Genomic DNA, 26,307 nt, shown 5'->3' on the forward strand with positions numbered 1-26,307 from the left:
AGCACCAAAACCAGCAGTTCATAAGGAGGCGGCACCATGACGACCCTGATTCGCGGCGGCACGATTATCGACGCGGAGAACACGTATCGTGCGGACGTGTTGTGTGCGGACCCGCAGGACGGCGGCACGATCCTGCAGATCGGAACGGACCTGGAGGCGCCGGCCGGCGCCACGATCGTCGATGCGGGCGGGCAGTATGTGATGCCCGGCGGTATCGATCCGCATACGCATATGGAATTGCCGTTCATGGGCACCACGGCCAGCGACGATTTCTATACAGGCACGGCCGCGGGTTTATCCGGCGGCACGACCAGCATCATCGACTTCGTGATTCCGAGCCCGAAGCAATCGCTGATGGAGGCCTTCAAGGAATGGCGCGGCTGGGCCGAAAAAGCGTCGGCGGATTATGGCTTTCACGTTGCGGTGACGTGGTGGGACGATTCGGTCTATCGCGACATGGGTACGCTGGTACACGAACACGGCGTGTCGAGTTTCAAGCACTTCATGGCCTACAAGAACGCGATCATGGCCGACGACGAAGTGCTGGTGAACAGCTTCTCGCGCTCGCTCGAACTCGGCGCGTTGCCCACCGTGCATGCGGAAAACGGTGAGCTGGTGTTTCAGTTGCAGCGTCAGTTGCTTGCCAAGGGCTTCACGGGACCGGAGGCGCATCCGTTGTCGCGACCGCCTGAAGTGGAGGGCGAGGCCGCCAATCGGGCGATTCGCATTGCGCAAGTGCTCGGCGTGCCGGTGTATATCGTCCACGTGTCCGCGAAGGATGCGGTCGACGCGATTGCGCGTGCCCGCAGCGAAGGCCTTCGGGTATTCGGTGAAGTCTTGCCGGGTCATCTGGTGATCGACGAAGCGGTGTATCGCGATCCCGACTGGACCCGCGCGGCGGCGCACGTGATGAGCCCACCGTTCCGTTCCGCGGAGCATCGCGAAGCATTGTGGCGGGGTTTGCAAGCGGGCCAATTGCACACCACCGCGACCGACCACTGCGTGTTCTGCGCGTCGCAGAAGGCGATGGGCCGTGAGGACTTTACGAAGATCCCGAACGGCTGCGGCGGCGTGGAAGATCGTATGGCGGTGCTCTGGCATCACGGCGTGAATTCGGGGCGTCTCACGCCGAACGAATTCGTGCGTATTACCTCAACCAACGCCGCGCAGATTTTCAACCTGTATCCGCGTAAAGGTGCGGTCCAGGTGGGCGCGGATGCCGACCTGGTCGTGTGGGATCCGCAGGCAAGCAAGACGATTTCGGTGAAGACGCATCACCAGAAGGTCGACTTCAACGTGTTCGAAGGCATGACGGTGCAGGGCGTGGCGATGCACACGCTCACGCGCGGCGCGCTGGCATGGACCGATGGTGAACTGCGGGCAGTGCGTGGCGCAGGGCGTTATCTGAAGCGCCCGCCGAATCCGGCTTACTTCGACGCGATCCGGGTGGCCAATAAGCGGAAGGAGCCGCATCCAGTGGAGCGGTAAGCCGTTTGCAATCTGACGGGCGGCCTCGCAATGCCGCCCGTACCGACTATTTTTCAACGCCGCGCGTTCGCCGCGGCGATACCCCTCCCGCGTTTTCCCCGATGGCGCCCGGCACGTGTTCCGTGGTGCGATGCATGCCGCGTCTGCCATATCTGCTGTAAAGTCGAATTCGACGTTGTATGAGCCACCTTGGCTGTCCGCTTAGCACGCAAGCGCATATTGATCGGAAACCTGATCCTTTGTAAAAACGCAAACCGTTTGCTACAGTCCGCCCACTCTGCCGGGTCTGACCGCCGACGGAATGCCGCACACAAAACCATGCAACTGACGTAGCAAACTTTACGGAGCCACCAGATGAAGTCGATTCGTTCCATTCTGCTGATCGCGCTGCTGCAAGCGGTGACCCTGAGCCCGGCCTTCGCTGCTGACGAGCTCGCGCAGATCAAGTCCGCGGGCGTGTTCAAGATCGGCACCGAAGGCACCTACGCACCGTTCACGTACCACGATGAATCCGGCAAGCTGACCGGCTTCGACGTCGAGATCGGCACCGAGATTGCAAAGCGCCTGGGCGTCAAGCCGCAATTCGTCGAAGGGAAATGGGACGGCCTGATCGCCGGTCTCGATGTGAACCGCTACGACTCGGTGATCAACGAAGTTGCTGTCACCGACGCACGCAAAGCGAAATACGATTTCTCGGACCCGTACATCACCTCGCACGCGGCGCTGATCGTGCGTTCGGACAACACTACGATCAAGACGTTTGACGACCTGAAGGGCAAGAAGTCGGCGAATACGCTGACCAGCAACTTCGGTAAGATCGCGGCTGCACACGGCGCCGAGGTGATTCCCGTGCAGGGCTTCAACGAATCGGTCGACCTGCTGACCTCGGGCCGCGTCGATGCGACCGTCAACGATTCGCTGTCGTTCCTCGACTTCAAGAAGCACAAGCCGGATGCGAAGGTGAAGATCGCCGCGCTCGATACGTCGGCTGATAGCAGCGACAAGTCCGCGGTGCTGATCCGCAAGGGCAGCCCGGAATTGCAGGCGGCCATCAACAAGGCGCTCGCCGACATCAAGAAAGACGGCACTTACGCGAAGATTTCGCAGAAGTACTTCGGCAAAGACGTCTCCCAATAAGCGTCATCTGCGAGTCTGAATCATGCCGGCATGGTTGCATCTGATGGCGCAGTCGCTGTGGCCCCTGCTGTATGCGGGGCTCGTCTTTACCGTGCCGCTCACGCTCGCGTCGTTCGCGATTGGAATCGTGCTCGCGTTTATCGTCGCGCTGGTCCGGCTATTCGGGCCGCGGTGGGCGATCGCGTGCGTACGCTTCTACGTATGGCTGTTTCGCGGCTCGCCGTTACTGGTGCAACTGTTCGTGATTTTCTACGGACTACCGAACGTGGGCATTGTGCTCGATCCGTTGACGGCGGCGATCATCGGCTTTTCGCTGAATGTCGGCGCATATAACTCGGAAGTGATACGTGGCGTGATCGAGTCGATCCCGAAGGGCCAGTGGGAGGCGGCGTACTCGATGGGTATGACGCGTGAGCAGGCGCTGCGTCGCGCGATCTTGCCGCAGGCGGCGCGCGTCGCGCTGCCGCCGCTGTCGAACTCGTTCATTGCGTTGGTGAAGGACACATCGCTTGCCGCGGTGCTGACGGTACCTGAGGTATTTCAGGCGGCGCAGCGAATCGCGTCCGTGACCTATGAACCGTTGATTCTCTACACGGAGGCGGCGCTGGTTTATCTGGTGTTCAGTTCGGTATTGTCGTCGGCGCAAGTCCGGCTCGAGCGCAAGTTCGGCCGTCACGCACTTTTCCATGCGGGCAACTGATGATTCGACTGGAAAAAATCGACAAGTACTTCGGCGAGAATCGGGTGTTGAACTCGGTGGATCTGCAACTCGCCTCGGGCAACGTCACCGCGCTGATTGGCCCATCCGGCAGCGGCAAGAGTACGCTGCTTCGCTGCGTGAACCTGCTGGAAATCCCGGAAGCTGGATCACTTCAAGTTGGCGACCAGCGCCTCGAATTCAGCCGCGACCACAAGCCGCCGCGTGAGGAGGTGCTGACGATCCGCCGCCGCACCGGCATGGTATTCCAGAACTTCCAGTTGTTTCCGCACTTGACGGTACGACAGAACGTCATGGAGGGCCTGCTGACCGTCCTGAAGTGGGACAAGGAAAAAGCGCGCGTACGTGCGGACGAATTGCTGGAGAAAGTCGGCATCGCACAAAAAGCGGACGCATGGCCCTCGACACTGTCCGGCGGCCAGCAGCAACGCGTGGCAATAGCGCGGGCGCTAGCCCCGTCGCCGGAGGTATTGTTGTGCGACGAACCCACCTCGGCCCTCGATCCCGGACTGGCCGCGGAGGTAGTAGACGTACTCAAGCAACTCGCGACAGAAGGCATGACGATGTTGATGGCAACGCACGATTTGCGTCTAGCCGCGACGATCGCGCGAGACGTGGTATTTCTGAACAACGGCGTAGTGATCGAGGCGGGCCCATCACGGGACATTTTCATGAATCCGAGCCAACCGGAAACAGAGCGCTTCGTATCGACGCTGACGCACAGCTTGCCGGACGCATGGACAGAGCGGGGCTGACCGGAGAGAGGGAAGGGCGGGAACAAAAACCCGTGCATCGATCTCCAGCGGCGTAGCAAAAAAGAGGGGCGCCGAAGCGCCCCTCAAGAAAAATGTACAACAGTCCCAAACCTAGCCCACTGGTTTTCTAGCAGACTCTTCCGACGAGCACACAGTGCGAGTCGGGAAGTATGACTCCCTTGTCACTAGCGTATGCAGGGGCACAAACACAGATTCCAGATGCACCACTACCCGTTGCAAACCACGGTGCCCACTTAGTCAGTAGCGGTTTGAGCCGCTTTCTTTTGCCTACTTTTCTTTGCGGCATGCAAAGAAAAGTAGGTGCCGCCCCGCACAGGGGCAACGCTAATAGACCACTAACAATTCAAGGAAAGGCACCAAAGGCCAGACCAGGGAAAAAAACCTCAAACCGCCACACGCTCCGCGTCATTAGCGAGCGCGACCTCAAAAAACCGCTCCTGCGCAGCGGAACTAGCGCGTTCATAGGCCCGATTAACCCCACTAATAACAGCCCGAATAGAAGCAGTCACCAGATTGGCATCAATCCCAACCCCAAACGCGCTCCCAGCCACATCAGCCCCAGCCATTTCAGCGACAGCAACAGCCCGCGCATCAGCGCCTTGAGTCAGAGCCCGCTCCTCATAGTGCTGAATCCGCACCGGCACCCCAATAGCATGCATCAACGCATCAAGCGGCCCATTCCCTTCACCGCTCAACACGCGCCGCGAGCCATTAATATCGACAGTGAGCTTGATATGCTCCCGATCGCCACGCTCCGACAGACTATGCCCAACATAATGAATCGGCTCAGCACTATGCACATACTCCTGCTGGAACAATTCCCAGATCTGCGAGGGCGTCACTTCCTGCCCGCTATCATCCGTATAGCGCTGCACGGCCGAGCTGAAATCAACCTGCAAGCGCCGCGGCAACACAACCCCATAACCCTGCTCGAGCAAATAAGCGATTCCACCCTTGCCTGACTGGCTATTCACCCGAATCACCGAGTCATAGGTGCGCCCAAGATCGCTAGGATCGATCGGCATATAAGGCACTTCCCAGACCGCGTCCGGTTTCTGCACGGCAAAACCCTTCTTGATCGCATCCTGATGGGAGCCGGAGAACGCGGTGAACACCAGATCGCCGACATACGGATGGCGCGGATGCACCGGCAACTGCGTGCATTCCTCAGCAGTCCGCGCGACTTCATTGATATTCGAAAAATCGAGCTCAGGATCGACACCCTGCGTGTACAGATTCAACGCGAGCGTCACGAGATCGACATTGCCGGTACGTTCGCCATTGCCGAACAAACACCCTTCGACACGATCCGCTCCCGCCATCACCGCCAGTTCCGCGGCAGCCACGGCCGTGCCCCGATCGTTATGCGGATGCACGGAAACGATCAACGAATCGCGACGCGCGAGATTGCGATGCATCCATTCGATCTGGTCCGCGTAGACGTTCGGCGTAGCCATTTCGACGGTAGCGGGCAGGTTGACGATCGCCTTATGCTCGGGCGTCGGTTGCCAGATATCGAACACCGCATCGCATACTTCCTTGGCGAATTCGAGTTCGGTGCCACTGAACACTTCCGGGCTGTATTGCAGCGTGAAGTGCGTTTCCGGCGTGGCGTCGGCGAGACGCTTCATTGTGCGCGCGGCGTTTTGCGCGAGTTCTTTCACGCCGCTCTTTTCGAGGCCGAACACGATGCGGCGGAATTCCGGCGCGGTGGCGTTGTACAGGTGGACGATAGCGCGCGGCGCGCCACGCAAGGATTCGAAAGTGCGTTCGATCAGGTCGTCGCGAGCTTGCGTCAACACTTCGATGGTGACGTCGTCGGGGATATGGCCGCCTTCGATCAACTCACGCACGAAATTGAAGTCGGTCTGCGAGGCAGACGGGAATGCGACTTCAATTTCCTTGAAGCCGATCTGCACCAGCGTCTTGAACATGCGCATCTTGCGTTGCGCGTTCATCGGCTCGAACAGCGCCTGGTTGCCGTCGCGCAGATCGGTACTCATCCAGATCGGCGCACGCGTGATGACGCGCGACGGCCACTGTCGGTCGGTCAAATTGATGGGCTTGAACGAGTGGTACTTGGCAGCAGGGTTCTTCAACATTTTCATCATCCTTGGGATCGATCAACCTGGGTTGTCGACCGGACGACGAAAAGACAAAGCATGGCCGCCGGTCGGAAACCGGGGCTGGGTCAGTTACTGGGGAATTGAGCGGTGCTTCGGGTGTATCAGATGGAAGCGCGCAGCAGCAGACCTAGCCCGGTAGAGCGGGCTAGTAGTAGCGATAGGATGGTCTGGGCGCGGTACATGGTGCGCAATAGGAACATATTATTGGGATCGCGTCAAGCGCAGTGCGGTGAGGCGCACGCCGGCCGGAAGCGCCTATCCCGACCGGCGCGCGCTGAAAGCCAGGCCGGTCATGCGTGTCACCTGGGTTTCACGAAGCGCAAGGTCATGCGATCCGATTCGCCGATCGCGGCGTACTTCGCCCGGTCGACGTCGTGGCCTTCATACGTGGGCGGCAGCGACCACACACCGTGTGGGTAGTTTTTCGTGTCGCGCGGGTTGCTGTTCACCTCGCTTTGGGCCGCCAATTCGAAACCTGCCGCTCGCGCATGTTCGATGACATAGGCTTCGGTGACATAGCCGCTGTCGATGGTCTGTTGCAGTGAAGTGCCCGGCGCCGCGCGATGTTCCTCGACCCCGAGGATGCCGCCCGGCTTGAGTGCCGTGTAAAAGGCGCGCAGATTGGCGTCGATCTGGCCGTCCTTGATCCAGTTGTGGATATTGCGGAAGGTCAGCACCTGGTCAACGCTGCCGTCGGCCGGAAAGCCGCTGAATTGACCTGCTCGCAGCGTACCGACCACGACATTGCCGTAAATAGCCGGTGTGGCCGACAGCTTGCGCGCGAATGACGCCCGGCCAGCCTGCTCTTCTGCCAACGACGCAGCGTCCGGGCTGTCGTATTGCGCCTCGTACAGCTTGCCGTGGTCGTGCAGATAGGGCGCGAGTATCTCCGTGTACCAGCCGCCGCCGGGCGCGATCTCCAGGACGGTTTGCGACGACGCCACGCCGAAGAACTGCAGCGTTTCCTTCGGATGACGGTAGACGTCGCGTGCACGATTCTTGTCGCTACGCTGCGGCCCCGAAATGGCGGCATCGAGCAAGGCGGAATCAGTTGCCGAGAAAGAGGTCGATGCCGTCGGAGCAGCGCAGGCGGCCATGAGCAGCGCCGCGCTCAGTGCCACGAGCGCGGAACGCAGCGCGCGGGCTTGGGGAGTGGGGTGGGTGTTCATGGCAGCCATTATCGGGCGCGATCCGCCTGAAAAGAAATCGCCAATCGGCATAACGATATGCGCTTGCGGTATTTGCTGTGATCCCGTGTCCCCATGGCTTCGGTCAGCGCACGGGGCGCGCCAGTTCGGCATTTTGCGGTGGGCGGGCAGATTTTGCCGAATCCGAAAGACGAGGTAGCGCGTATAAATGATGTGATCAGCGTCTGGGGCGCCTGGACTGGAATCGCGGACATGATCGCCTTTCATTTCACTTTGCACTTTGCCGGAGGTCGGTATGAAACGAACATCGGGGACGTCGAGGGTAGCGGGGGTTCTGCTGTGCGCGGTCGCTTGCGGCGTCGCCGCGCAGGCTGGCGCACAGGGCCTGAGCGTTCAGGACGACATCAACGCGCCGCAAAACAGTACGCGCGTGATGCCGAACGCGGCGCGCGGCAGCGAATATCCGACGCACGGCAACCAGCAGGCGGGCGAGTTGAATCTGAATCCGACCGATCCGCGCGCGCAACTGGTCAATGGGTTGCCGAACAACACCCAGTCAGGTGGCTACGGTTCGCCGCTCGCCGGCGTGCGCACCTACGTGCAGCCGCAAATGCCGTCGAACTGAGCGTTCGCGCGGGCGACAGTCGGTCGTGCTGCATCGCGCGCTGGTAGCAGCGCATCCCGGCACGGACCGTAGTGTTTCTGTTTTGGACTCAGGCTCAGGCCCAGGCTTTCAGGCCGAGGCGTGGCCACCCCACCGCCCGGCGACTGGATCGCCGGCTGCAGGTCCGCCTCACATACCGAACACGATCCGCAAGGTATCGTTCTGCACGATCACCGAGACGCCAATTACCAGCAGGATCAGTGGCAGCAACGCGGTACCGTAGCGCCGGATCGGCGCGCCCAGCAACGGATGCGCCACCAGCCACACGGCGCCTGCGCACCAGAGACCGATCATGGCGACGAACACCAACGAGATGAACATGCCCTCACTATGCGAATGACTCGCGTACAAAGGCACGTAGACCGCGAGATTGTCTGAGCCGTTGGCGACCGCGACGCACGCGACTGTCCACCATGACGAGCCTGCGCCGGCCGTAGCCGGCGCGGCGGCTGGTGAACGCGTGCACGCCTTGGCCCGCGCCTCTTGCACCTGATCCGCGTTGCCTGGGCGCAAGCGCGCCCATGCTTTGCTCAGCCCCACGCCTATCGGCAAGATACCGAGCAGACCGACATAGCCGGCAGGTAATCGCGTCAACAGGGCGGCGAGCAGAATCGAGCCTGCGATCAAGGTCAGCGAACCGGCAAACTGCCCGGCGATCACGCGCCGACGCTGGCCGCCCGTTTCCGCAAGGAAGGCGAGCAGCACGAAAAGGTTGTCGATATTGGTGGCGGCGTAAGCCGCGACGGCGATTAGGGCAAGGCTGAACATGCGGGAAAGCCGGTCAATGCGCAGTGGGAAAACGGATCCGCGCCCATGAAGCGGGTACGGCTGAAGAGGCTGCGGCGCGCCGCAGGCATGGCGGCCGGTCAACACGATGCCGATACGAAGCGTCGCGGTCAAGCTGTCTCGTTGTCTTGTGCGATGTGTGGTTTGGCACGTCCTTGCGCGGTGCCGCGTCACTGTCTGTGTGCTTATCCCTGTGCCGTCCCCGTGGGCGGCGGCGGTGCCGATCCCCCAGCCCGTAAGCTACAATTGCCGACGGCTTGCAAAACGGAACATCAATGAAGATTCGGATTCTCTCTATCGCCTGCGTCACGACCGCTGCCGCGCTGCTGGCGGCCTGCACGGCCGTCTACAAGAACTCGGATGCATGCGAGCAGTTGATGCGAAGCAAGCTGGCTGAAACATCGTCGCCGGATACGCTGAAGATCGCTCATACGGGCGCCGGTATCGACGGCTCGCGGGTGGTCGTCGAAGGATCGATCGAGCATGTGATGACGGCTTCGGAGGTTGCGGCCGCCTCGGCGGCCTCAGCGGCTTCCGCCGCGAAACTGGCGAACGCGCCTCATCCGACTTCGGGCGTGCGCGCGGCGTCCGTGCCGCAGGGGGCTTCCTCGGCTTCGGCCGCTGCGGCTGCCTCCGGCGTGATGGCTGGAGCGGCTTCAGGTGCAATGGCCGCTTCGGCGAGCCTCGCTGCCTCGGGGGGCGACGCAGCTTCGCTCAAATCGACCAAGCCGAAGAAGATCAATACGGCCGCGGCCGCCGAGTGCACATTCCACGGCTCCGCGCTGAGCGTATTTAGCTGGTTGGCGCCGGCAAAGCTCGCCACGCCGGCCCCTGCTGCTGCGAGCGAAGTCGCCGAGTAAAGCCTTGCTCGAAACGGGCGCAGGCAGTTTTGGCCAGCGCCCGCTTGACCGCAAACCGCAAACCGCGAATCTTAACCCTCAAGCCGCCCCATTCGCGAGGCGGCTTTTGTTCTCACGCATCAGTTTCAGCACGCTTTCGCCGAAGGCCTGCGGCCGCCCCTCGAAGCAGCGCTGCACCGCCTGCGTATCGATCAGGCGTTGGCGCAGCGCCGCGCGCTCGTCGTGCTGGTCGATCATGCGCACGGCCGCAGCGACATACGTCTCGACGCTGTCCGTGGTGGTCCACGAGGGCATGCCCACGCGCTCGAACAGCGCGCCGTCGATCCGCTCGAACACTTCCGGCCCGCGTTTGCATACACCTGGCAAGCCGAGCGTCAATGCATCGACGATACCGTTGGTGTTGCCGAACGGAAACGGACTGAGGAACAGGTCGGCCTGGTTGACGCGCGCCAGATACGCGGCGTAGTCGTGAAAGTCGTGCACGATGGCGCCCGGCACCGCGCGCGCGATGACGTCGCGCAGACGGTCGAACGGCAGAGCCGACGGCACACCGGTCATGAAGTGAAACTCAACGGGCGTCGCAGCACGCGCGCCGATCTCGCGGCACGCGTCGAGAAAGCCGGGATTGAGTTTCATCGCGCTGGCGGTGATGACGATCTGCAGCGCCTCGCGCTGTGACGGAATCTGCGCGACGATGTCCGGCAACGCGACGGACGGGCGGTACGGTTGACCGTCTTTCGGCAACTTCATCAGGCGTTCGCTGAAGCAGGCCGGGTCGCCGACATAATCTTCCTCGACGCTGATGTAGTCGATCTTGTCTGAATGCGTGGTAGCGGGATGGCCGAGCGCCGCGATTTGCAACGGCGCGATGCGTAGATTGGACATGAACACCGTTAGCACGAACATGCCGACGCTCGGCATGTACAACACGTCCGGCTGCTCGGCCTCGGCGAAGTCGCGAATCGTTTTCAGGCACTCGCCGATGTAGTCGGGCTGTTCCAGTTCGATGAAGCGGTCGAAGACGTCCTGCCCCACGTCGTCGAGCGCGTAGCCGAAGCCGAAGCCCACCACCTCGAAATGTTCGCGTGCGGCTTCGAGCGTACGCGAGTGCGTGCGGTAGATCGAATGGGCGCCGCTGAACCATTCCAGCACCACCACCATCAGCGGCTTCTTGCCGCGCTGCGTTTTGCCTCTGGCACGCTTGGGTTTCGATGCGGACAAGTCAGTCAGGCCGAGTTGTTCCAGCTTGCGACGCACCAGCACGTTGATGTCCTGCTTGATCGCGTGCCGCCGCGGCGTATCGGCATAGCTGCAGAACATATAGGCGTTGTGCAGCACGGCCGATGGCAGATCGTCGAGATCGTCGATGAGCTGCAGCCTGCCGGGCAGCCACTCCAGCAGCGCCTCGCGTTTGAGATGCGCGCTTGGCGAGCCCTTGAAGACCGGTGCCAGCAAAGCGAGGGCGAGACAGGCCGCGATGGTTTTGTCGTACGCCCAGAGCGCGGCGAAGTCGAGTTCCAGTTCGGACTCGGTCGAATAGAGCACGCATAGCTTCTCGATGAAGCTGTCTCCCGGCAGAAACTGTGCGTCCGCCGCGCCGCGAGGATTCAGATGACGGATGACGTGGTCCGCATTGCCAAACGCCGTGGCCGAGAACAGCGTGCCGATCCATTCATGCAGCGTGAAAAACAATCTGAGGCACGCGGTGGGTGGCCGGAAATCCGGGTCGGCGAACAACGTAGACGCCGCGCTTGTCAGACGCGTGCAGAAACGCTGGCGTTGCTCATTGGGAGACAGGTCGATCATGCCCGAGGCTTTGAAGCTCGCGTTCAACTCGCCGCGCGTTTGTTGAAGGAGTGCGAGTGCCGCGATGAGCTGAAGCGAGGCTTGCGTATGCTGCCGCGTGTAGACGAGTTGCTCGAAATCGTCGAGCGAAAAGGTGACTTCCATCGTTTCACTATTATTAGATTATGCAGAGCTAACGATATCGAGATCACGCTAGCCGGAAACGACGATTATTGCAGTCAGGGCATATCAAATAAGCGGGGGATGAGAATTTGGGAATTTTCCGCGCGGAGAAATCCGAGCGGACTGTAGGATTTTTCTGTTTGAGGCGGGAGTTTGGCGCTCGATACGCCACGTATGCTCGGGCACTCAATCGAACCCGCCCAACGCGGCTGTCTGCGCAAGGCGGGCCCCGACATCGAGCACTCAGAACGCGTAATACGGACCTGGCCCGGCCGACGTCACGCTCGATGCAATCGCCGTGTAGACGCGTCGTCCGAAGAAGAAGGGCAGGCCCCAGCCGAAGCTGTTGCTGGCAATGCCGGCCAGGTTGTCGAAGGCGTTATTCGACGAGCCAAACAGTGCGCTCGAATTGCCGATCGAAAATGATACCGTACTCGACACGCCATCCGTGCCGGAGATCGAGGCGCTTGCTGTTTGCGTGGAACTCGGGCAGTACCAATAACCGCATCGGGGCAATTGGCTATTGTTGAAGAACAGGCCGTTCGAGCCACTGTCGAGGTAGCTCTGCCCATAAGTCTGGCCGGCGCTGGTAGTGCGCACATAGCCCCTCTGCGTGTTGGTCCTGAAGACGGTCGCACCGCCCAGTGTGTTATTCGCCTGAGTGCCGATGCCGAATATCAAGGAGCCTGACACGCTGGGCGCGCCCGCGTCGGCGATTGCCGGCAGGTCGATCACCACGCCGTTGTTGTCGAGGGCGAAGCGGCTGACTGGATTGGTCACCTGCAGGGCGAGCGCTTGCGTGCCCGCGAGGCAGGCGCCACTGGCGTCGCAGTTGTAATACCAGCGTGGCAGGGCCGAATTGACGCAGCCACTGCCGCAATCGGCCGAGAACAGGCCGACGCCGAGAATGCCGTTGGCGCGCAGGCTCGCGACGGTCAGCATCGCGGGTCCGGAGCCGGCACAGTCGGTGGGCACGTTGGGCAGGGTGGGGTCAGCGATCAACTGGATCGGAATCGAGGCGGCCAGTTGGCCGGCCATGTGTACGTCCGCGCTGCGGACCGCGCCCCACGCATAGCCGCCGCCGAATACCGCGCACTCGCCCGTGACGCCGCTGCCTGAGGCCACGGCAGCAAGCGGAAGGCCGGCCGGCAGCGCCGAGGCGAGAATCCGCAAGCCCTGCGAGCCAGTGTCGACCTGAATATTGTTGACAGTCGCGCAGTTGCTGGTGCCGGGCTGGCAGACGGTGACGCTAGTGGTCAGCATGTTGCGCGTCAGGCCAGGCGCAGCGCTAACGGTGATCGGCTGGACATTCGGCGTGCTCGACTGCGGCACGGAGTTCGTCACGCTGGCGCCAGCGGGTCCGGACGGCGCGCTCGCGGCGTTCGGGCTGCTGGCCGGGCTCGTCGAGCCCGCCTGGGTGGAAGCCGCCGGCGTACTGCTTCCACCGCCGCCACCGCAACCAGTGAGCACGGCGCAAGTCAGGAACAGGGCGCGGAGATGAGAAGAGGTCTTCATGGCGTGTTGACGGTAGTTTTTCTGGGCGGTTTATTGCTGGCCTGCCCGCGTCAGCGGAGGTCAGCGGAGGTCGTCGGAGGTGACGCCGGCGGGCAGCGCCGCCGGCAGCCACGCGCGTCCGACATAGCCGCGCATCGGACCACCCGATTCCACGATCACATCTGGCCTGACAACCCGCGAGGCGTGCAGATTGCCGTCTGGCGCCGACGCGGCAGCGCCCGCCCTGTAGGAGTCGGCGTACTTTCCCAGCAGCGCGCGCAGATCCGGCATGGTCGGGCCTTGCCATGTGTAAGCGATGATCTGGCCGGTATTCGTCGCGTACTCGTTGAGGGTCGTGTTGCCTGCGTCGGTCAGCGTGCGCAGGCGTAAGGCGCCGTTCAGCAGGGTTTGGGCCGCCGCGGCCGTCGAATTCGCCTGGCTGGGCATTGTGCCGCCCAATTCGGCATGCGCGTCGGCACTGGCACACAGCAGGGCGGCCACCATTGCCGGGACGGCGAAGGCTGGTAAGAAAGAGGCATTTGGCATGGCAACCTGTCTCGCAGTTGGGGCGCTCAAGTTTTATTGATATGTCCAATTCAAGATAACACTCAGGTTTCCTGATCGTTGTCATGAGGGGCTCGCGGCGCTTCAGCCAATCTCGAAAATAGCGTGTGGCGGGGATGGAAAGTGTCTTTTAAAACAATGATCTGACAAGAAGCTGGGTCATGCCCTACAGGCGTTTGAGAAGTGTTGTGAACTGTTAAATTTGCCGCTGATGGGCATGATCGCCGCCGTGAGGCAGGGCGTTTTTCTGCGAAAGGAGGGGCGCGCTTCGCAGCGATTCATCGGTATGCCGACCCTTCGATGCAACCCGGGATTTGCCGTCCGCGCTCTGCTCAATTCACGGGCAAACCCGGGTTTTTGCACATGACTCGCCGGGATCGGTAAAATGTTGGGTTGATCCACGGAAACTTGCCGTGGCGTAGCGGAAGGATTCCCCGAACATGACTGATCTTCGTCTTACCAAGCGGTTTGCAGTAATGCTGATGGCAGGCGGTCTGGTCGCCGGCTGCGGCACCTCGTCGCCGACCAAAATCGACTACAAAAGCGACTCGAAATCGAAGCAAGTGTCACTTGCCGTACCGCCGAACATGATCGATGAGACGTCCGATCAGCGTTCGTTGCCCCCGCAAGGCGGCCAAACCTCGCTGTCCACGCTCCAGCAGGTCCAGGCGCAAGCACCGGCCGCCAACACCCTGACGGTGGTGCCGCAGGTGAACGGCATGCACATCCAGCGCGACGGCACGGAAAGCTGGCTTGTGATCGACAACAAGGCGCCCGACCAGGCCTGGGCGCCAATCCGCCGTTTCTGGCAGGAACAGGGCTTCCTGCTGGTGGTCGACCAGCGCGACAAGGGTGTGATGGAAACGGACTGGAACGAAACGCACGCTTCGATCAACGAGGGGCTGATCCGCGATACGTTGTCCAAGGCAATGGGCAACAGCTATGTGAGTTCTGAGCGCAACAAGTACCGCACGCGTCTCGAAACGGCGCCGAACGGCGGTACCTATGTGTTCATCAGCCAGAAGGGCATGCGCGAGGCGATCAGCGGCACGAACAACGAGTCGACCAAGTGGGAAGCCAAGCCGAACGATCCGGGCCTCGAACAGGAATATCTGAAGCGCTTGATGGCAGCGCTGGCGCTGGCCGATTCGCGCAACACGCAAAGCGCCGACCTCTCGCCGGCGGGGTCGCAAACTGCGCCGAACGCGGCTACGGCGGGTGCGAAATCGGCGGCTGCGGCCACGGCGGCGCGAAACGTGGCGTTGTCGGCGCAACAGCCCATGCCGGATGACGCGGCGAACACCACGGCGGCACAGTTCTCGTCCACCGAGCTGACGCTGAGCGAGCCGTATGACCGTGCATGGCTGCGCGTGGGCCTCGCGCTCGATCGCAGCAACTTCACGGTCGACGATCGCGATGCGAGCCGCGGTCTGTACTTCGTGCGCTACGTCGATCCGAAAGATCTGACATCGGCAGAGCAGGGCTTCTGGAGTCAGGTGTTCCACGGCAAGAAGGAAAAGGTCGCCAAGCAGTATCTCGTGAACGTGCGCGCGGTGACGCCTGACCAGACCCGCGTGGCGGTGGTTGACGACAAGGGGGCTATCGATCAGAGCTCGCAGGCCAAGCAGATCATGGGTCTGATGGTCGACCAGTTGCACTGAACGAAGGTATAGCAAGCAGCGAACGCTGTCTGAAAACCCGCCCGGAAGGCAATTCCGGGCGGGTTTTTTTATGCCCGCAATTTATCGCCGGCGCAGTAAGCCGTAGACCGCTATCGCGGCGTGCACGCGTTTTGCTTTCCGTCTGAAACACCGGTATGAACCGGCGACGCTTAACGGGGAGATGGCCATGTTCGACGTGATTCCTTACTGGATGTGGGCGGCGAGCTTGCTCGTCCTGGCGCTTGTCTGCGGCGCGGCCCTGGAGCGGCGCGAGACGCAGCGGCCAACGGGCTTGCGGGTCCGGCATACGGCCACGCAACGCACGAAATGGCCGGTGCGGTGATGGTCGACTCGCTTCAAACGCATGAAGCGAGTTCGCGCGGCCGCCCCTGTGCGGCCGCATGTAACGTGACGTTACCCCGGTGACGTAACTCGCGAAGCCCCTTCCGCAGACCCTGTCAATATTCCTTCTTCGCAAAATAATGTAATAAAAATCAATGATTTGCGAACAATTTCTTGTAAATCGCTATAACTGGCACGCAAGCTGCTTTTAAAGACTCATGGGGCCGGATTCGTAACATCCGACGTGAGTTTGCGGCGAGTGTCCAATCGGCGATTCCCAGACCCTTTCCGCACCGGCGAACGAACCGGTGCTTAGCCCGATGATGGCCTGCGCGCATGGCGCGCGGCCTCGGTGGCCCCGTCGCCTATCCTCGTAGGGCGACGGTTTCGCCCGCACTCCAACGGAGTGCGGGCTATTTTTTTGGGTGCCCGGAATGGGTCGCCAGGCCGCTGACGCGGCGAGCGGTGCAAGACGGGAAGGCCGCGACCTTGAAGGCGTCGCGCGAGGCGGTGTTCCTGTGTCCGCGCGGCCCTCGCGGGGGCGGGAAGCGGACTGCGCCGAACGTATCGTGCGAGGCGGCGTTCAGGTGTCGGCGCGGCGCGGCCCGACCCACGGCAGACGTTTGACCACGCCGGTGGCAAGTGCGGTGCCGACGAGAATCACGCCGCAGCCTTCCAGCATGCCCGGCGACACGGTTTCGCCGAGAAACAGGGCACCCCAAAGAATGCCGAAGATCGGAATCACGAAGGTCACGGTAATCGCGCGTGCCGGCCCGGCCACCGCGATCAGATGGAAGAACAGCATGTACGCGACGCCGGTACACGCGATGCCTAGCGCGATGACCGCGCCCCACGCGTGCAGCGAGATCGGCGCGGCAGGCCAGTAGATCACCGCGAGCGGCAGCAGCACGATGGTGGCGCCGGTCATCGTGCCGGTCGCGACGGTCAATGCGTCGACGCCGGTCAGATGGCGCTTCGTGTAATTGGCGGCGATGCCGTAAAGCAGCGTGGCACCGAGCGCGGCGGCGGCCGCGAGCGCGGTGGTCACCGGGGTGGCGGCCGAGCCGTTCGGCGTGGCGATCTGATCCCACACCAGCATCAGGACGCCGAGAAAGCCGATCACGAGACCGAGCGTGCGCAGCGCGCTCAGGCGGTCGCGCAGCCACAGGAAGCCGACGAGCGCGCCCCACAGCGGGGTGGTCGCATTGATCACGGACGTTACGCCCGCCGACAGCGTCAACTCGGCATACGCGAACAGGCAGAACGGCGCCGCCGAATTCAGGATACCGACCACCAGCAATGGAAACGCGCGCGTGCGCAGGATCTTCGCGGACTCGCGCAGCGGCCGCCGCGCAATCAGGACGACGGCTAGAAAGGCCGCGCCGATGCCGACGCGCAACGCCATCAGCGGCGCGACGCCGAAGTCGGTTACGCCGACGCGGATAAACAGAAACGAGGCGCCCCACAGGGCGGCCAGGATCAGCAGTTGCAGCAGGTTTTTGGCATTCATTGTGTCGTGCGCCGCGCGCGGTTGAGTCGAGACGCCTGTGCATCGTAGCAGCGCGATTGCGCGAAACGTTTCAGGCTGGAATGAAACGGCAAGATTCGGGGGATGGAGGACGTCTGGTAGTCGTTATCGTATGCGCGGTCGAGCCGACCGCAAAACGAGCAATTCTCACGCTAATGTGAGAAAAATTGCGATGAGATCGGTGAGGTGAGTTATCAGGTGTAGGCCCGACGGGGTTGGCGCCTGTGAAGCGTGAATTATATTGCGGCAACGCACCAGTGATCCTGGCCCATCACGCAAGTTGCCGCTTCAAGGAATTAGCAGGCGCGTGCCATTACGTCGATGGGCCAGGCGCGTCTCAGTGCGGGATCATCCCCTGCAGGAAGTTCTGCTGCAGCCAGACCAGCACGCCGAGGATCACCGTCAACAGAATCGAATGCTTGAAGGTCTTGGCGAACACGACGCCTTCCTTGCCTTTGAGGTCGGTTGTCGCCACGCCGGTCGAGATGTTTTGCGGCGAGATCATCTTGCCCATCACGCCGCCCGACGAATTGGTCGCGGCCATCAGGATCGGGTTCAGATTCAGTTGATGGGCCGCTACCACCTGCAGGTTGCCGAACAGCGCGTTGCCCGAGGTGTCGCTGCCGGACAGGAATACCGCGACCCAGCCGAGGAACGCCGACACCAGCGGAAAGAACGGTCCGACCGACGCGACGCCGAGCCCGAGCGTGTAGGTGAGGCCCGAGTAGTTCATCAGATAGGCGAGCGCGACGATGGTCGCCACCGTCAGAATGGCGATGCGCGTCTGGACCCACGTGTCGGCAATGGCCTTGCCGAATTCGCTCGCTCCCAGACCCGTCACGAACGTCGTGATGATGGCGGCCACCAGAATCGCCGTGCCGGTCGCGAGCGGCTGGAAGTCCCACACCGCGCCGTATGGCGTGTTGTACAGCGTGATGAACACGGCCTTGTCGAGGCCCGGCCACGGTACCTTGACGTCGCCGATCAGGAAGATTTTGGCGATGGTCCAGACGATAACGACCGCCGAGACGATGATCCATGGATACCAGCCCTGGCCGCCGCTGATCTTGCCGCGTACCTCGCCCACGCGATCGATGTTGATCGCGAACTTTGGATCGACGGCGGGCCTCCATACGCGCAGGAACGCGATGGTGAGAATCAGCGACACCATCGACGACAACACGTCGGTCAGGCTGTAGTTCACGTAGTTCGACGCGACGAACTGGGTCAGCGCGAAGCTCGCACCGGACACCAGCAGGACCGGCCACACGCGCAGCATGTTACGAAAGCCCGCATAGACGCCGATCACATAGAACGGCAGCAGGAAGGCGAAGAACGGCAACTGGCGGCCGACCATCTTGGCGAGCGAATCGGCCGGCAGGTGCGTGACCGCGCCGAGCACGGTGATCGGCACGCCGAGCGCGCCGAAGGCAACCGGCGCGGTGTTGAAGATCAGCGTGAAGGTGAGTGCTTCGAGGGTCGGAAAACCGAGCAGGATCAGCAGCGAACTGGTGATCGCGACCGGCGTGCCAAAGCCGGAAATGCCTTCTAGCAGCGCGCCGAACGAAAAGCCGATCACCACCAGCACGACGCGGCGGTCGTTCGGCAGGTTATCGATCATCCACATGCGGAAGGCGGCGAAGCGGCCCGAGCGCTGCGAGATGTTGTAGAGCAGGATCGCGGTGAACACGATCCACATCACCGGCCAGCAGGCGAACACCGCACCGTTGGCCACTGATGCGGCCGCGAGTCCGACCGGGAACTGCCAGACGAAAATCGCCACGATCAGCCCGACGATCAGGCCCGCGAGCGAGGCCTGCCAGGCTGGCCGGCGCGCCCAGCCGAGCAACAGCAACACGACGATGATCGGCAAGGCCGCGACCAGGAACGAGAGCGGTAGCGAATTGCCGACGGGTGTGAGTAGTTGGTGAAACATCACGTCTCCTTCTTTGTTGTTCGATTCGACGCGGGACTACGCACTACGGGGCGCGTCGCTCTGGCAGGACCGATGGGCGCCGGCGGCGCGTCGAAGACGTGCCGGGTCGCTTATTTAAACAGGTACTGCGTGTGGCTTTCCCAAGCATAGGGCCCGATTGGAGCGCGTCAAGAAGGGAAAGTACGGGCGAAGGAGAGAAAGGGGCGCCGCGTCTTGCTTGGCGGGATCGTCGCGGCGTGATGCGCGTGAGGCCCGTCTGGCGCGGCATGGCCCGTGCTGGCGGGTAGGCCGACTTTCGGGCAGCGGGGTTGCGCGAGTTGTGAGGCATGGGTCTGTCCCGCGCCTGACAGTCGCGGGCACGGGACAGTCAAAGCAGATCAGCAAGATCCGGCTGCGAGACTCAGTGCCAGTGACCGTGGCCACCCCAGCCACCATGGCCACCCCAGCCACCATGGCCTCCCCAGCAGCAGCCGAAACCGACGCCGATCGAAACCGACGGGCCATACCAGCCCGGATAGCCGTAATAAGCCGGATAGGCCGGGTAGACCGGCGGCGGATAGTAGACGGGATAAGCGGGGGCAACGTACACGGGCGGCGGCTGAGCCACCGCGTAAGTGGCCGGCTGGGATTGCGAATTGGCTCGCGCCTGCTGCGCCGCCTGAGCCTGCGCCTCGGCCTGCTGCTGTTGCGAGGTGGCCGAATCTCCGGCCGTCCCGAGGGGGACTTCCTGCTGGACGCCATTGGCCGGAACGGTGCCGTAAGCGTAATAGGGGTAGTAGCCTGGATAGTAGCCGTACGGGTAGTAGCAGCCGGACAGCGTCAGCACACAGGCCACGCCGGCCAGCGCGATGCCAGTTTGGGAAAGACGGGGCAAGCCGCGCGGCAGCCGCTGGCTGATTGCGCAAAGAGAGTTGATGACGGGGGACTTCATGACGTGCTCCTGGTTACATCGGACGCCGCCATCCGGGGCGTAGTGGCTTGAGCTTACGCCGCGGCAGCGCCAACAGGATTGCAAAACCGTAACGGCTTATTTCACGTCATTGCAAAGCATTTTGCGAAGCACCCGGCATGGCGCTGGTCGCGTACGCAATGTGCCCGCACGCCCGTCGGTGCGGGCAAGTTCGTTGTTGGCAGTTGATACATTTGATGTCCTGCGCGGGCGTCCCTTGAACGCGTCGCCAGTGCTTGCGCTTACTTGCCGACCTGATTACCTATGATGCCGCCTGCTGCCGCACCGCCAATCGTCGACAATGCATTGCCGCCGATCAGCCCGCCTGCGGCGCCGCCTACACCCGCGCCGATCACCGTATCGCGTTGCCGCGTGGTCATGTTGTCACACGCGGAAAGACTTGCGACAACCGCGACGATCGCAGCGAACGTACCGAGTTGACGAATCGATTTCATGATGCTGACTCCATTCATTGTGTTTGGAAAATGCTTCGTGGAAGTGGACAAATCACCCCCGTCCTTACATTTGATCTTATCGCCGCAGCCCGTATCCGGATGTGTGAGCTTGTCAGCAAGGTGTCGGTTTCGTAATCAAATGTTTCCCTTCTATCAGCATGCGGCGTGCCTGCCCGCGCAGAAACGCAAAAAGCCCGCCAGTGGCGGGCTTCGGTGCTGCAATACCGTGACGCAGAAGGTTCGAATGGCGGGCGCGCGCTAATGCGCCCGCGATCCCTACCTTACTGCCGCTGATAGATCTCAGCGCCTTTCTTCATGAACTCGATCGACTTCACTTCCATGCCTTTTTTCAGCGCGTCGTCGTCGGAGAGACCTTGTTGCGCGGCGAATTCGCGCACGTCCTGCGTGATCTTCATCGAGCAGAAGTGCGGGCCGCACATCGAACAGAAGTGCGCGACCTTGGCCGAATCCTTCGGCAGCGTTTCGTCGTGGAATTCGCGTGCCTTGTCCGGGTCGAGACCGAGATTGAACTGGTCTTCCCAACGGAATTCGAAACGAGCCTTCGACAATGCGTTGTCACGCACCTGAGCGCCCGGATGGCCCTTCGCCAGATCGGCGGCGTGCGCGGCGAGCTTGTACGTGATGATGCCGGTCTTGACGTCGTCCTTGTTCGGCAGCCCAAGGTGTTCCTTCGGCGTGACGTAGCAGAGCATCGCCGTGCCGAACCAGCCGATCATCGCAGCGCCAATGCCCGAGGTGATGTGGTCGTAGCCCGGCGCGATATCAGTGGTCAACGGTCCCAGCGTGTAGAACGGTGCTTCGTCACACCATTCCAGTTGCAGGTCCATGTTTTCCTTGATCAACTGCATCGGCACGTGGCCGGGGCCTTCGATCATCGTCTGCACGTCGTGCTTCCACGCGATCTGCGTGAGTTCGCCGAGCGTCTTCAACTCGCCGAGTTGCGCTTCGTCGTTGGCATCGTAGATCGAGCCGGGACGCAGGCCGTCGCCGAGCGAGAAGGCTACGTCATACGCCTTCATGATTTCGCAGATGTCTTCGAAGTGCTCGTACAGGAAGCTTTCCTTGTGGTGAGCGAGGCACCACTTCGCCATGATCGAGCCGCCGCGCGAGACGATACCGGTCATGCGTTTCGCCGTCAGCGGCACGTATTGCAGACGCACACCCGCGTGAATCGTGAAGTAGTCGACGCCTTGTTCGGCCTGTTCGATCAGCGTGTCGCGGAAGATTTCCCACGTCAGGTCTTCAGCCTTGCCGTTGACCTTCTCCAAAGCCTGATAGATCGGCACCGTGCCGATCGGCACCGGCGAATTGCGGATGATCCACTCGCGCGTTTCGTGAATGTGCTTGCCGGTCGAGAGATCCATCACCGTGTCGCCGCCCCAGCGGATCGCCCAGGTCATCTTGTCGACTTCTTCGCCGATGGAGGAGGTCACCGCCGAGTTGCCGATGTTCGCATTCACCTTCACGAGGAAGTTACGGCCGATGATCATCGGCTCGCTTTCCGGGTGGTTGATGTTGTTCGGGATGATCGCGCGGCCGCGGGCGACTTCTTCGCGCACGAATTCCGCGGTGATTTCTTTCAGTCCGTCGGGACCGAAGGCGCTCGCGCCGAACGCCTGGCCCGGATGCTGGCGGCCCATCATCGCGGCGAGCTTTTCGCCGTTCGGACCGCTCGTCTTCAGGGTCTCCAGATACGCGGCGCGTTGCTGGTTCTCGCGAATCGCGATGTATTCCATCTCCGGCGTGATGATGCCTTGACGCGCGTAGTGCATCTGCGAAACGTTCTTGCCGGCGATGGCGCGGCGCGGCGTGCGGTGCAGGCCTTTGAAACGCAGATCGGCGGTCGCGGTATCGGCGGCGCGTTCGCGGCTGAAGTCGCTCGACAGGCCCGTCAGCGCTTCGGTGTCGCCGCGCTCTTCGATCCAGGTTTGACGCAGCGCGGGCAGACCGGCGCGGATGTCGATTTTGGCTTCCGGGTCGGAGTAGGGGCCCGACGTATCGTAGACGAAGACCGGCGGATTCTTCTCGCCGCCGAAGCTATCCGGCGTATCCGCCTGGGAAATTTCGCGCATCGGCACGCGGATATCGGGGCGCGAGCCGGTCACGTAGACCTTGCGGGAATTCGGCAGCGGCGCGACAGCGGCGGCATCGACGTGGGCGTCGGCGGAAAGGAACTTCGGATTGGCGTTCATGCGTATCTCCTCTGCAAAGCAATGTAGGGCCGCTAAGCAGGAGACGAGACGGAAGTTGTCGGAATTCGCGAGGGATGAAACGGTAGACCAGGTGCGAAATCCGTACGCTTCCCTGCGCTGGCATTATCCAGATCAGGTTCAAAGGGTATTTCTCACCCACGCAACACGGACCTCCAACCTCCGCGCTACGCAGGACCCCCGCGTTAGCAGCGCACACGATACACCGCCCGGGCGTTGCTTGGCAACCCGTCTTGAAAAAGTCAGATGTCGGAGATAACGCCGGTCAGCCACGCACTATTCTTATTGTGATAGGGCTGCCGGGGATGATGCGGCGCAGCAGTTCTGCGTCGCGAATGCGCTTCGCTTACAGCGTGAAATCGTCGGCAGCTTCGGGCTGGAACAGGATTTTTTCGAGCTTCAACACTTTCTCCGTGCCGCTCGGCGGCGTGAAGCGGATGCGTTCGCCGCGTTTGGCGCCGAGCAGCGCAAGACCGACCGGCGAAAACACGTTCAGGCGGCCGTGTGCGAAGTCCGCGTTGGGCGGATAGACAACCGTCCAGGTCATCTGCTCGCCGCTGGCTTCGTCGACCAGCGTGGCTTGCGAATTCATCGTGACGACGTTCGCGGGGATGTCGCGCGATTCGACGATCACGGCGCGTTCCAGGACGTCGTCGAGCATGTCTTGCAATTTGGCGTCGGCGCCGGGCGCGGCCGCGTGCTTTTCAAGACGGGCGACGTCGAGTTCGGTGAGGTAACAGGTTTTCGTCTTTTTCATGACGGGTTCTCCAATTCGATCTGCATGTAAAGGGACAGCGTGCGGATGAGATTTGCCCGGAGCCCGACGACGCGGCCCCGGTAATGGAGGGGAATTGCGTCAGGTCGGGCGCCGGGCGGCGAGAAGCGGGAGCGTTCGGGACGGCTGGCCGGCGTGAAGCGTCGCGATGTCCGCGCGCGCGCAACCGGTTGCGCGGCGGGGGCGCAAGCGGGTGATGGCTCGGGAGAACGGAACGCGCATCGGGATAGCCGGCAGAGTGCGAAAAGTATTGGGGGAGCGTCGGAAGAAAAGCCTGATCGACGCAATCGAAAGGTGAATGTTAGCACGGGCCGGGTGTCTCTTTAATTGCCGCCGGGAGGTGCCGTGGATACGCGCTGCGGCGTGTCGATACCGCACTTGGTCATTCAAGGCCGTCGCCGCGCTGCCGTTAATCCGCCTGTAGGGGCGGCCGTTGCCCAGTCGAGCGACCGGCGGTGGGCAGCGCGTCAATGGCGCGATGCGGTTTGAGACGGCTTAAGGAGAGTGCTGATGAAAACGGGAATGGGGCGGTTTGGGGGGCTCAGCGCGGTCGCGGCGACGGCAACGCTGGTTGCGCTGGTTGCAGCGCCAATGTCGGCGGTGGCCGCGAATGGTGGAACGATCAGCTTTTCGGGCGCGATCGTGGCGCCACAACTGGCGATTTCGGCGGCGCCGGCCGGGGCACGTGTCGATGCCAGGGGCGCGCGGCTCGAGCAGTCGGGTTCAGCGGTCATGCTGACCTTTAGCGCCGCGCCGGGCGTGGCGACGGGCGCCGATGTCGCGCTTCAGGTGAACAGCGGCGCGACGGCGCGTAATGGTAATGCGCTGGGTGATGCGCTGACTGAGCGTTTTGTCGACAGCCATGGACGCGTGTTTCGCGCGGGCAGTGATGGGCACTACCGGGTTGGCCGCGATGGCGGGGTGTTGTCGCTTGCACCGAAGAATGCGGGGCAGGATACCCGGGTGACGGTTGTCGTGAGTTACGACTGAGGCACCCTCCGCGGGGCGCTTTGGGGCGGTTCGCCCGCAAGCGTACAGACACGCCGCGCCCCGCGGGGTATAAACAGCATGGAACGGTCTCGACCGTAGGCGCACGACCCGAACAAAAATAAAAAATCAAAATCGGCTGTCATAAGCGGTCTCGTGGTTCGACAAACGTGCAGATCCTGATGGAGCACGCCATGCAAACCGCACGAACCCGCCGAGACAATCGGCATGTCACGCGCGCAATCGCGCTAGCCGTAGCGCTGACAACCCTCTCCGCCAGTGGCCTTGCAAGCGCGGCCGGCGCCGTGTGCACGTCGCATAGCCCATCGCACCGCGTAGCGCTGGTGGAGCTCTACAGCAGCGAAGGCTGCAATAGCTGCCCGCCCGCCGACAACTGGCTGGGCCAGTGGAAAAACAGCGGTGCAACCCAAAGCATCGTGCCATTGGCGCTGCACGTGGACTACTGGAATAACCTCGGCTGGACCGACCGCTTCTCGCAACATCGCTTTACTGAGCGTCAGCAAACCCTCACTGACCTCGCTGGTGGCCACACCATCTACACGCCCGAAATCTTCGTATCGGGCCGCGAACTGCGTAGCTGGTCGCAACGCGACAGTTTCCAGAGCCGCGTCGGCCAGGTCGTCGCCGAACCGGCGCAGGCGAACGTGGCGCTTGAACTGAAACCCCAGGCGAAGGGCGCCTTCAATGTCGATGCGCAATTCACCAGCAAGGCGGCAGACACCACGGCCCCACTGAACGCCTATGTCGCGGTCTACCAGAACGCGTTGAACTCGCAGGTCAGAGCAGGGGAAAACAGCGGCGCAACGCTGCATCACGAACGCGTCGTGCGGCAATGGATCGGCCCCGTGCCGCTGGTTGCCGGTAACGCGCAGATCCGCCGCGATATCCGCATCGACGATGCCGATGCTAACGCCCCGGCTGACCACTTCGGCGTCGTCGCCTTCGTCGAAAACGCTGCGACCGGCGACGTGTTGCAAGTGGGCGAGCTCGCTGCCTGCAACTGATCGCGCGACGACCCCGCAGCGCTCCCCATTTCATCGGAGATTCTCATGGCCACGCCTCATGCTCTTAGCAAAACCGCTCCGCCCGCCACGCCGAAGAGCGGCACGATTCATCCGGTGTGGGTGCGCGTCACGCATTGGCTCAACGCACTCGCGGCCATTCTGATGATGCTGTCCGGCTGGCGCATCTATGACGCCTCGCCGATCTTCAAAGGCTTCACGTTCCCCACGGGAATCACGCTCGGCGGCTGGCTCGGCGGCGCGCTGCAATGGCACTTCGCGGCGATGTGGCTGCTGGTCTTCAACGGCTTGCTGTATCTCGTGCTGAATCTGGCCAGCGGGCGCTTCGTGCGCAAGTTCCTGCCGGTCTCGCCGCGCGCCGTGCTGCACGACTTCATCGCCGCGCTGACCGGCAAGCTCTCGCACGCCGATCTGCGCGTCTACAACGCGGTGCAGAAATTCGCTTATCTGTTTGTCGTCTGCGATCTGATCGTTCTCGTACTCTCGGGCCTCGCGATCTGGAAATCGGTGCAGTTTCCGCTGCTGCGCGAGCTGATGGGCGGCTACGACAACGCACGCATCGTCCACTTCTGCGCCATGTCACTGATGGCCGCGTTCATCGCCGTGCATCTGGTGATGGTGGCCCTCGTGCCGCGCTCGCTGCTGGCGATGCTGCGCGGACGCTAAGCGGC

At 62.2% G+C, this 26,307-nt stretch carries 24 protein-coding genes and 1 riboswitch; of the genes, 12 read left to right on the forward strand and 12 right to left on the reverse strand.

The genetic code is table 11. The annotated features are described in order from the left end of the window. Positions 1-36 precede the first annotated feature (36 nt). The 4 genes from hydA to FSO04_RS07575 all read left to right on the forward strand — a co-directional run bounded on the left by hydA (position 37) and on the right by FSO04_RS07575 (position 4,098). Positions 37-1,488, forward strand: a complete 1,452-nt coding sequence (gene hydA / locus FSO04_RS07560; RefSeq protein WP_154559078.1) for a dihydropyrimidinase — start codon at positions 37-39, stop codon at positions 1,486-1,488. Positions 1,489-1,842: 354 nt separating this feature from the next. Next, positions 1,843-2,625 (forward strand): amino acid ABC transporter substrate-binding protein, encoded by a 783-nt coding sequence (locus tag FSO04_RS07565; protein WP_054040529.1) that lies wholly within the window; start codon positions 1,843-1,845, stop codon positions 2,623-2,625. A gap of 22 nt (positions 2,626-2,647) precedes the next feature. Continuing rightward, on the forward strand, positions 2,648-3,325 hold the full coding sequence (locus FSO04_RS07570; RefSeq protein WP_154559079.1) for an amino acid ABC transporter permease: 678 nt from the start codon (positions 2,648-2,650) through the stop codon (positions 3,323-3,325). Then, the gene (locus FSO04_RS07575) at positions 3,325-4,098 is read left to right on the forward strand and encodes an amino acid ABC transporter ATP-binding protein (RefSeq protein ID WP_154559080.1); all 774 of its coding nucleotides are present in this window, start codon (positions 3,325-3,327) and stop codon (positions 4,096-4,098) included. The genes FSO04_RS07570 and FSO04_RS07575 overlap by 1 nt, the downstream gene beginning before the upstream one ends. Positions 4,099-4,502: 404 nt before the next feature. Here FSO04_RS07575 and leuA read toward each other — a convergent pair whose 3' ends face one another. Both leuA and FSO04_RS07585 read right to left on the reverse strand, forming a co-directional pair. Further along, a complete protein-coding gene (gene leuA, locus FSO04_RS07580; RefSeq protein WP_154559081.1) occupies positions 4,503-6,221 on the reverse strand; it encodes a 2-isopropylmalate synthase in 1,719 nt (572 codons plus the stop codon). Positions 6,222-6,544: 323 nt separating this feature from the next. Next, positions 6,545-7,423, reverse strand: a complete 879-nt coding sequence (locus FSO04_RS07585; RefSeq protein WP_154559082.1) for a class I SAM-dependent methyltransferase — start codon at positions 7,421-7,423, stop codon at positions 6,545-6,547. A gap of 265 nt (positions 7,424-7,688) precedes the next feature. Here FSO04_RS07585 and FSO04_RS07590 point away from each other — a divergent pair, with 265 nt between their 5' ends. Continuing rightward, positions 7,689-8,018 (forward strand): hypothetical protein, encoded by a 330-nt coding sequence (locus tag FSO04_RS07590; RefSeq protein ID WP_154559083.1) that lies wholly within the window; start codon positions 7,689-7,691, stop codon positions 8,016-8,018. Positions 8,019-8,186: 168 nt separating this feature from the next. On the opposite strand, the gene FSO04_RS07595 is transcribed toward FSO04_RS07590, so the two are convergent. Further along, positions 8,187-8,957 (reverse strand): cadmium resistance transporter, encoded by a 771-nt coding sequence (locus FSO04_RS07595; RefSeq protein WP_233464765.1) that lies wholly within the window; start codon positions 8,955-8,957, stop codon positions 8,187-8,189. A 161-nt stretch (positions 8,958-9,118) separates the two neighbouring features. Here FSO04_RS07595 and FSO04_RS07600 point away from each other — a divergent pair, with 161 nt between their 5' ends. Then, on the forward strand, positions 9,119-9,703 hold the full coding sequence (locus tag FSO04_RS07600; RefSeq protein WP_154559084.1) for a hypothetical protein: 585 nt from the start codon (positions 9,119-9,121) through the stop codon (positions 9,701-9,703). 78 nt (positions 9,704-9,781) lie between these two features. Here FSO04_RS07600 and FSO04_RS07605 read toward each other — a convergent pair whose 3' ends face one another. Continuing rightward, on the reverse strand, positions 9,782-11,653 hold the full coding sequence (locus FSO04_RS07605; RefSeq protein WP_154559085.1) for a glycosyl transferase family 1: 1,872 nt from the start codon (positions 11,651-11,653) through the stop codon (positions 9,782-9,784). A gap of 261 nt (positions 11,654-11,914) precedes the next feature. After that, positions 11,915-12,934, reverse strand: a complete 1,020-nt coding sequence (locus tag FSO04_RS07610) for a DUF3443 domain-containing protein (protein WP_233464766.1) — start codon at positions 12,932-12,934, stop codon at positions 11,915-11,917. Between FSO04_RS07610 and FSO04_RS47420 the strand changes: the two genes are divergently transcribed. Further along, positions 12,933-13,172, forward strand: a complete 240-nt coding sequence (locus tag FSO04_RS47420) for a hypothetical protein (RefSeq protein WP_233464767.1) — start codon at positions 12,933-12,935, stop codon at positions 13,170-13,172. The two genes, FSO04_RS07610 and FSO04_RS47420, sit on opposite strands and share 2 nt — an antisense overlap. Before the next feature lie 74 nt (positions 13,173-13,246). On the opposite strand, the gene FSO04_RS07615 is transcribed toward FSO04_RS47420, so the two are convergent. Then, complete coding sequence (locus FSO04_RS07615) at positions 13,247-13,711, reverse strand: DUF2844 domain-containing protein (RefSeq protein WP_154559087.1); 465 nt, start codon at positions 13,709-13,711, stop codon at positions 13,247-13,249. A 458-nt stretch (positions 13,712-14,169) separates the two neighbouring features. On the opposite strand from FSO04_RS07615, the gene bamC reads away from it, so the two are divergent. Next, a complete protein-coding gene (bamC, locus tag FSO04_RS07620) occupies positions 14,170-15,390 on the forward strand; it encodes an outer membrane protein assembly factor BamC (protein ID WP_154559088.1) in 1,221 nt (406 codons plus the stop codon). Positions 15,391-15,577: 187 nt separating this feature from the next. Beyond that, entirely contained in the window at positions 15,578-15,733 is a 156-nt protein-coding gene (locus FSO04_RS46280; protein ID WP_166618156.1) for a hypothetical protein, read from the forward strand. A 582-nt stretch (positions 15,734-16,315) separates the two neighbouring features. On the opposite strand, the gene FSO04_RS07625 is transcribed toward FSO04_RS46280, so the two are convergent. The 6 genes from FSO04_RS07625 to FSO04_RS07650 form a co-directional block, all read right to left on the reverse strand. Further along, positions 16,316-17,242, reverse strand: coding sequence for a DMT family transporter (locus FSO04_RS07625; protein WP_154559089.1), 927 nt, complete (start codon positions 17,240-17,242; stop codon positions 16,316-16,318). A gap of 355 nt (positions 17,243-17,597) precedes the next feature. Beyond that, the gene (locus FSO04_RS07630; protein ID WP_154559090.1) at positions 17,598-19,196 is read right to left on the reverse strand and encodes an L-lactate permease; all 1,599 of its coding nucleotides are present in this window, start codon (positions 19,194-19,196) and stop codon (positions 17,598-17,600) included. A gap of 400 nt (positions 19,197-19,596) precedes the next feature. Then, positions 19,597-20,127 (reverse strand): hypothetical protein, encoded by a 531-nt coding sequence (locus tag FSO04_RS07635; protein WP_154559091.1) that lies wholly within the window; start codon positions 20,125-20,127, stop codon positions 19,597-19,599. Between the two features lie 260 nt (positions 20,128-20,387). Further along, entirely contained in the window at positions 20,388-20,600 is a 213-nt protein-coding gene (locus FSO04_RS07640) for a glycine zipper 2TM domain-containing protein (protein ID WP_097389842.1), read from the reverse strand. Positions 20,601-20,881: 281 nt separating this feature from the next. Beyond that, complete coding sequence (thiC, locus tag FSO04_RS07645) at positions 20,882-22,813, reverse strand: phosphomethylpyrimidine synthase ThiC (RefSeq protein ID WP_154559092.1); 1,932 nt, start codon at positions 22,811-22,813, stop codon at positions 20,882-20,884. Between the two features lie 91 nt (positions 22,814-22,904). Then, a riboswitch (TPP riboswitch) is annotated at positions 22,905-23,023 on the reverse strand. Positions 23,024-23,177: 154 nt separating this feature from the next. Then, complete coding sequence (locus tag FSO04_RS07650) at positions 23,178-23,588, reverse strand: GreA/GreB family elongation factor (RefSeq protein WP_154559093.1); 411 nt, start codon at positions 23,586-23,588, stop codon at positions 23,178-23,180. A 528-nt stretch (positions 23,589-24,116) separates the two neighbouring features. Between FSO04_RS07650 and FSO04_RS07655 the strand changes: the two genes are divergently transcribed. The 3 genes from FSO04_RS07655 (at position 24,117) to FSO04_RS07665 (ending at position 26,302) form a co-directional block, all read left to right on the forward strand. Further along, entirely contained in the window at positions 24,117-24,596 is a 480-nt protein-coding gene (locus tag FSO04_RS07655) for a hypothetical protein (protein ID WP_233464768.1), read from the forward strand. A 191-nt stretch (positions 24,597-24,787) separates the two neighbouring features. Then, positions 24,788-25,618, forward strand: a complete 831-nt coding sequence (locus FSO04_RS07660; RefSeq protein WP_154559094.1) for a DUF1223 domain-containing protein — start codon at positions 24,788-24,790, stop codon at positions 25,616-25,618. A 45-nt stretch (positions 25,619-25,663) separates the two neighbouring features. Further along, positions 25,664-26,302 carry a cytochrome b/b6 domain-containing protein gene (locus tag FSO04_RS07665; protein ID WP_154559095.1) on the forward strand — a complete coding sequence of 213 codons (639 nt, stop codon included), beginning with the start codon at positions 25,664-25,666 and terminating at the stop codon, positions 26,300-26,302. Positions 26,303-26,307 lie beyond the last annotated feature (5 nt).

This window comes from Paraburkholderia madseniana (assembly GCF_009690905.1).
In the GTDB taxonomy this organism is placed as follows: Bacteria; Pseudomonadota; Gammaproteobacteria; order Burkholderiales; family Burkholderiaceae; genus Paraburkholderia; species Paraburkholderia madseniana.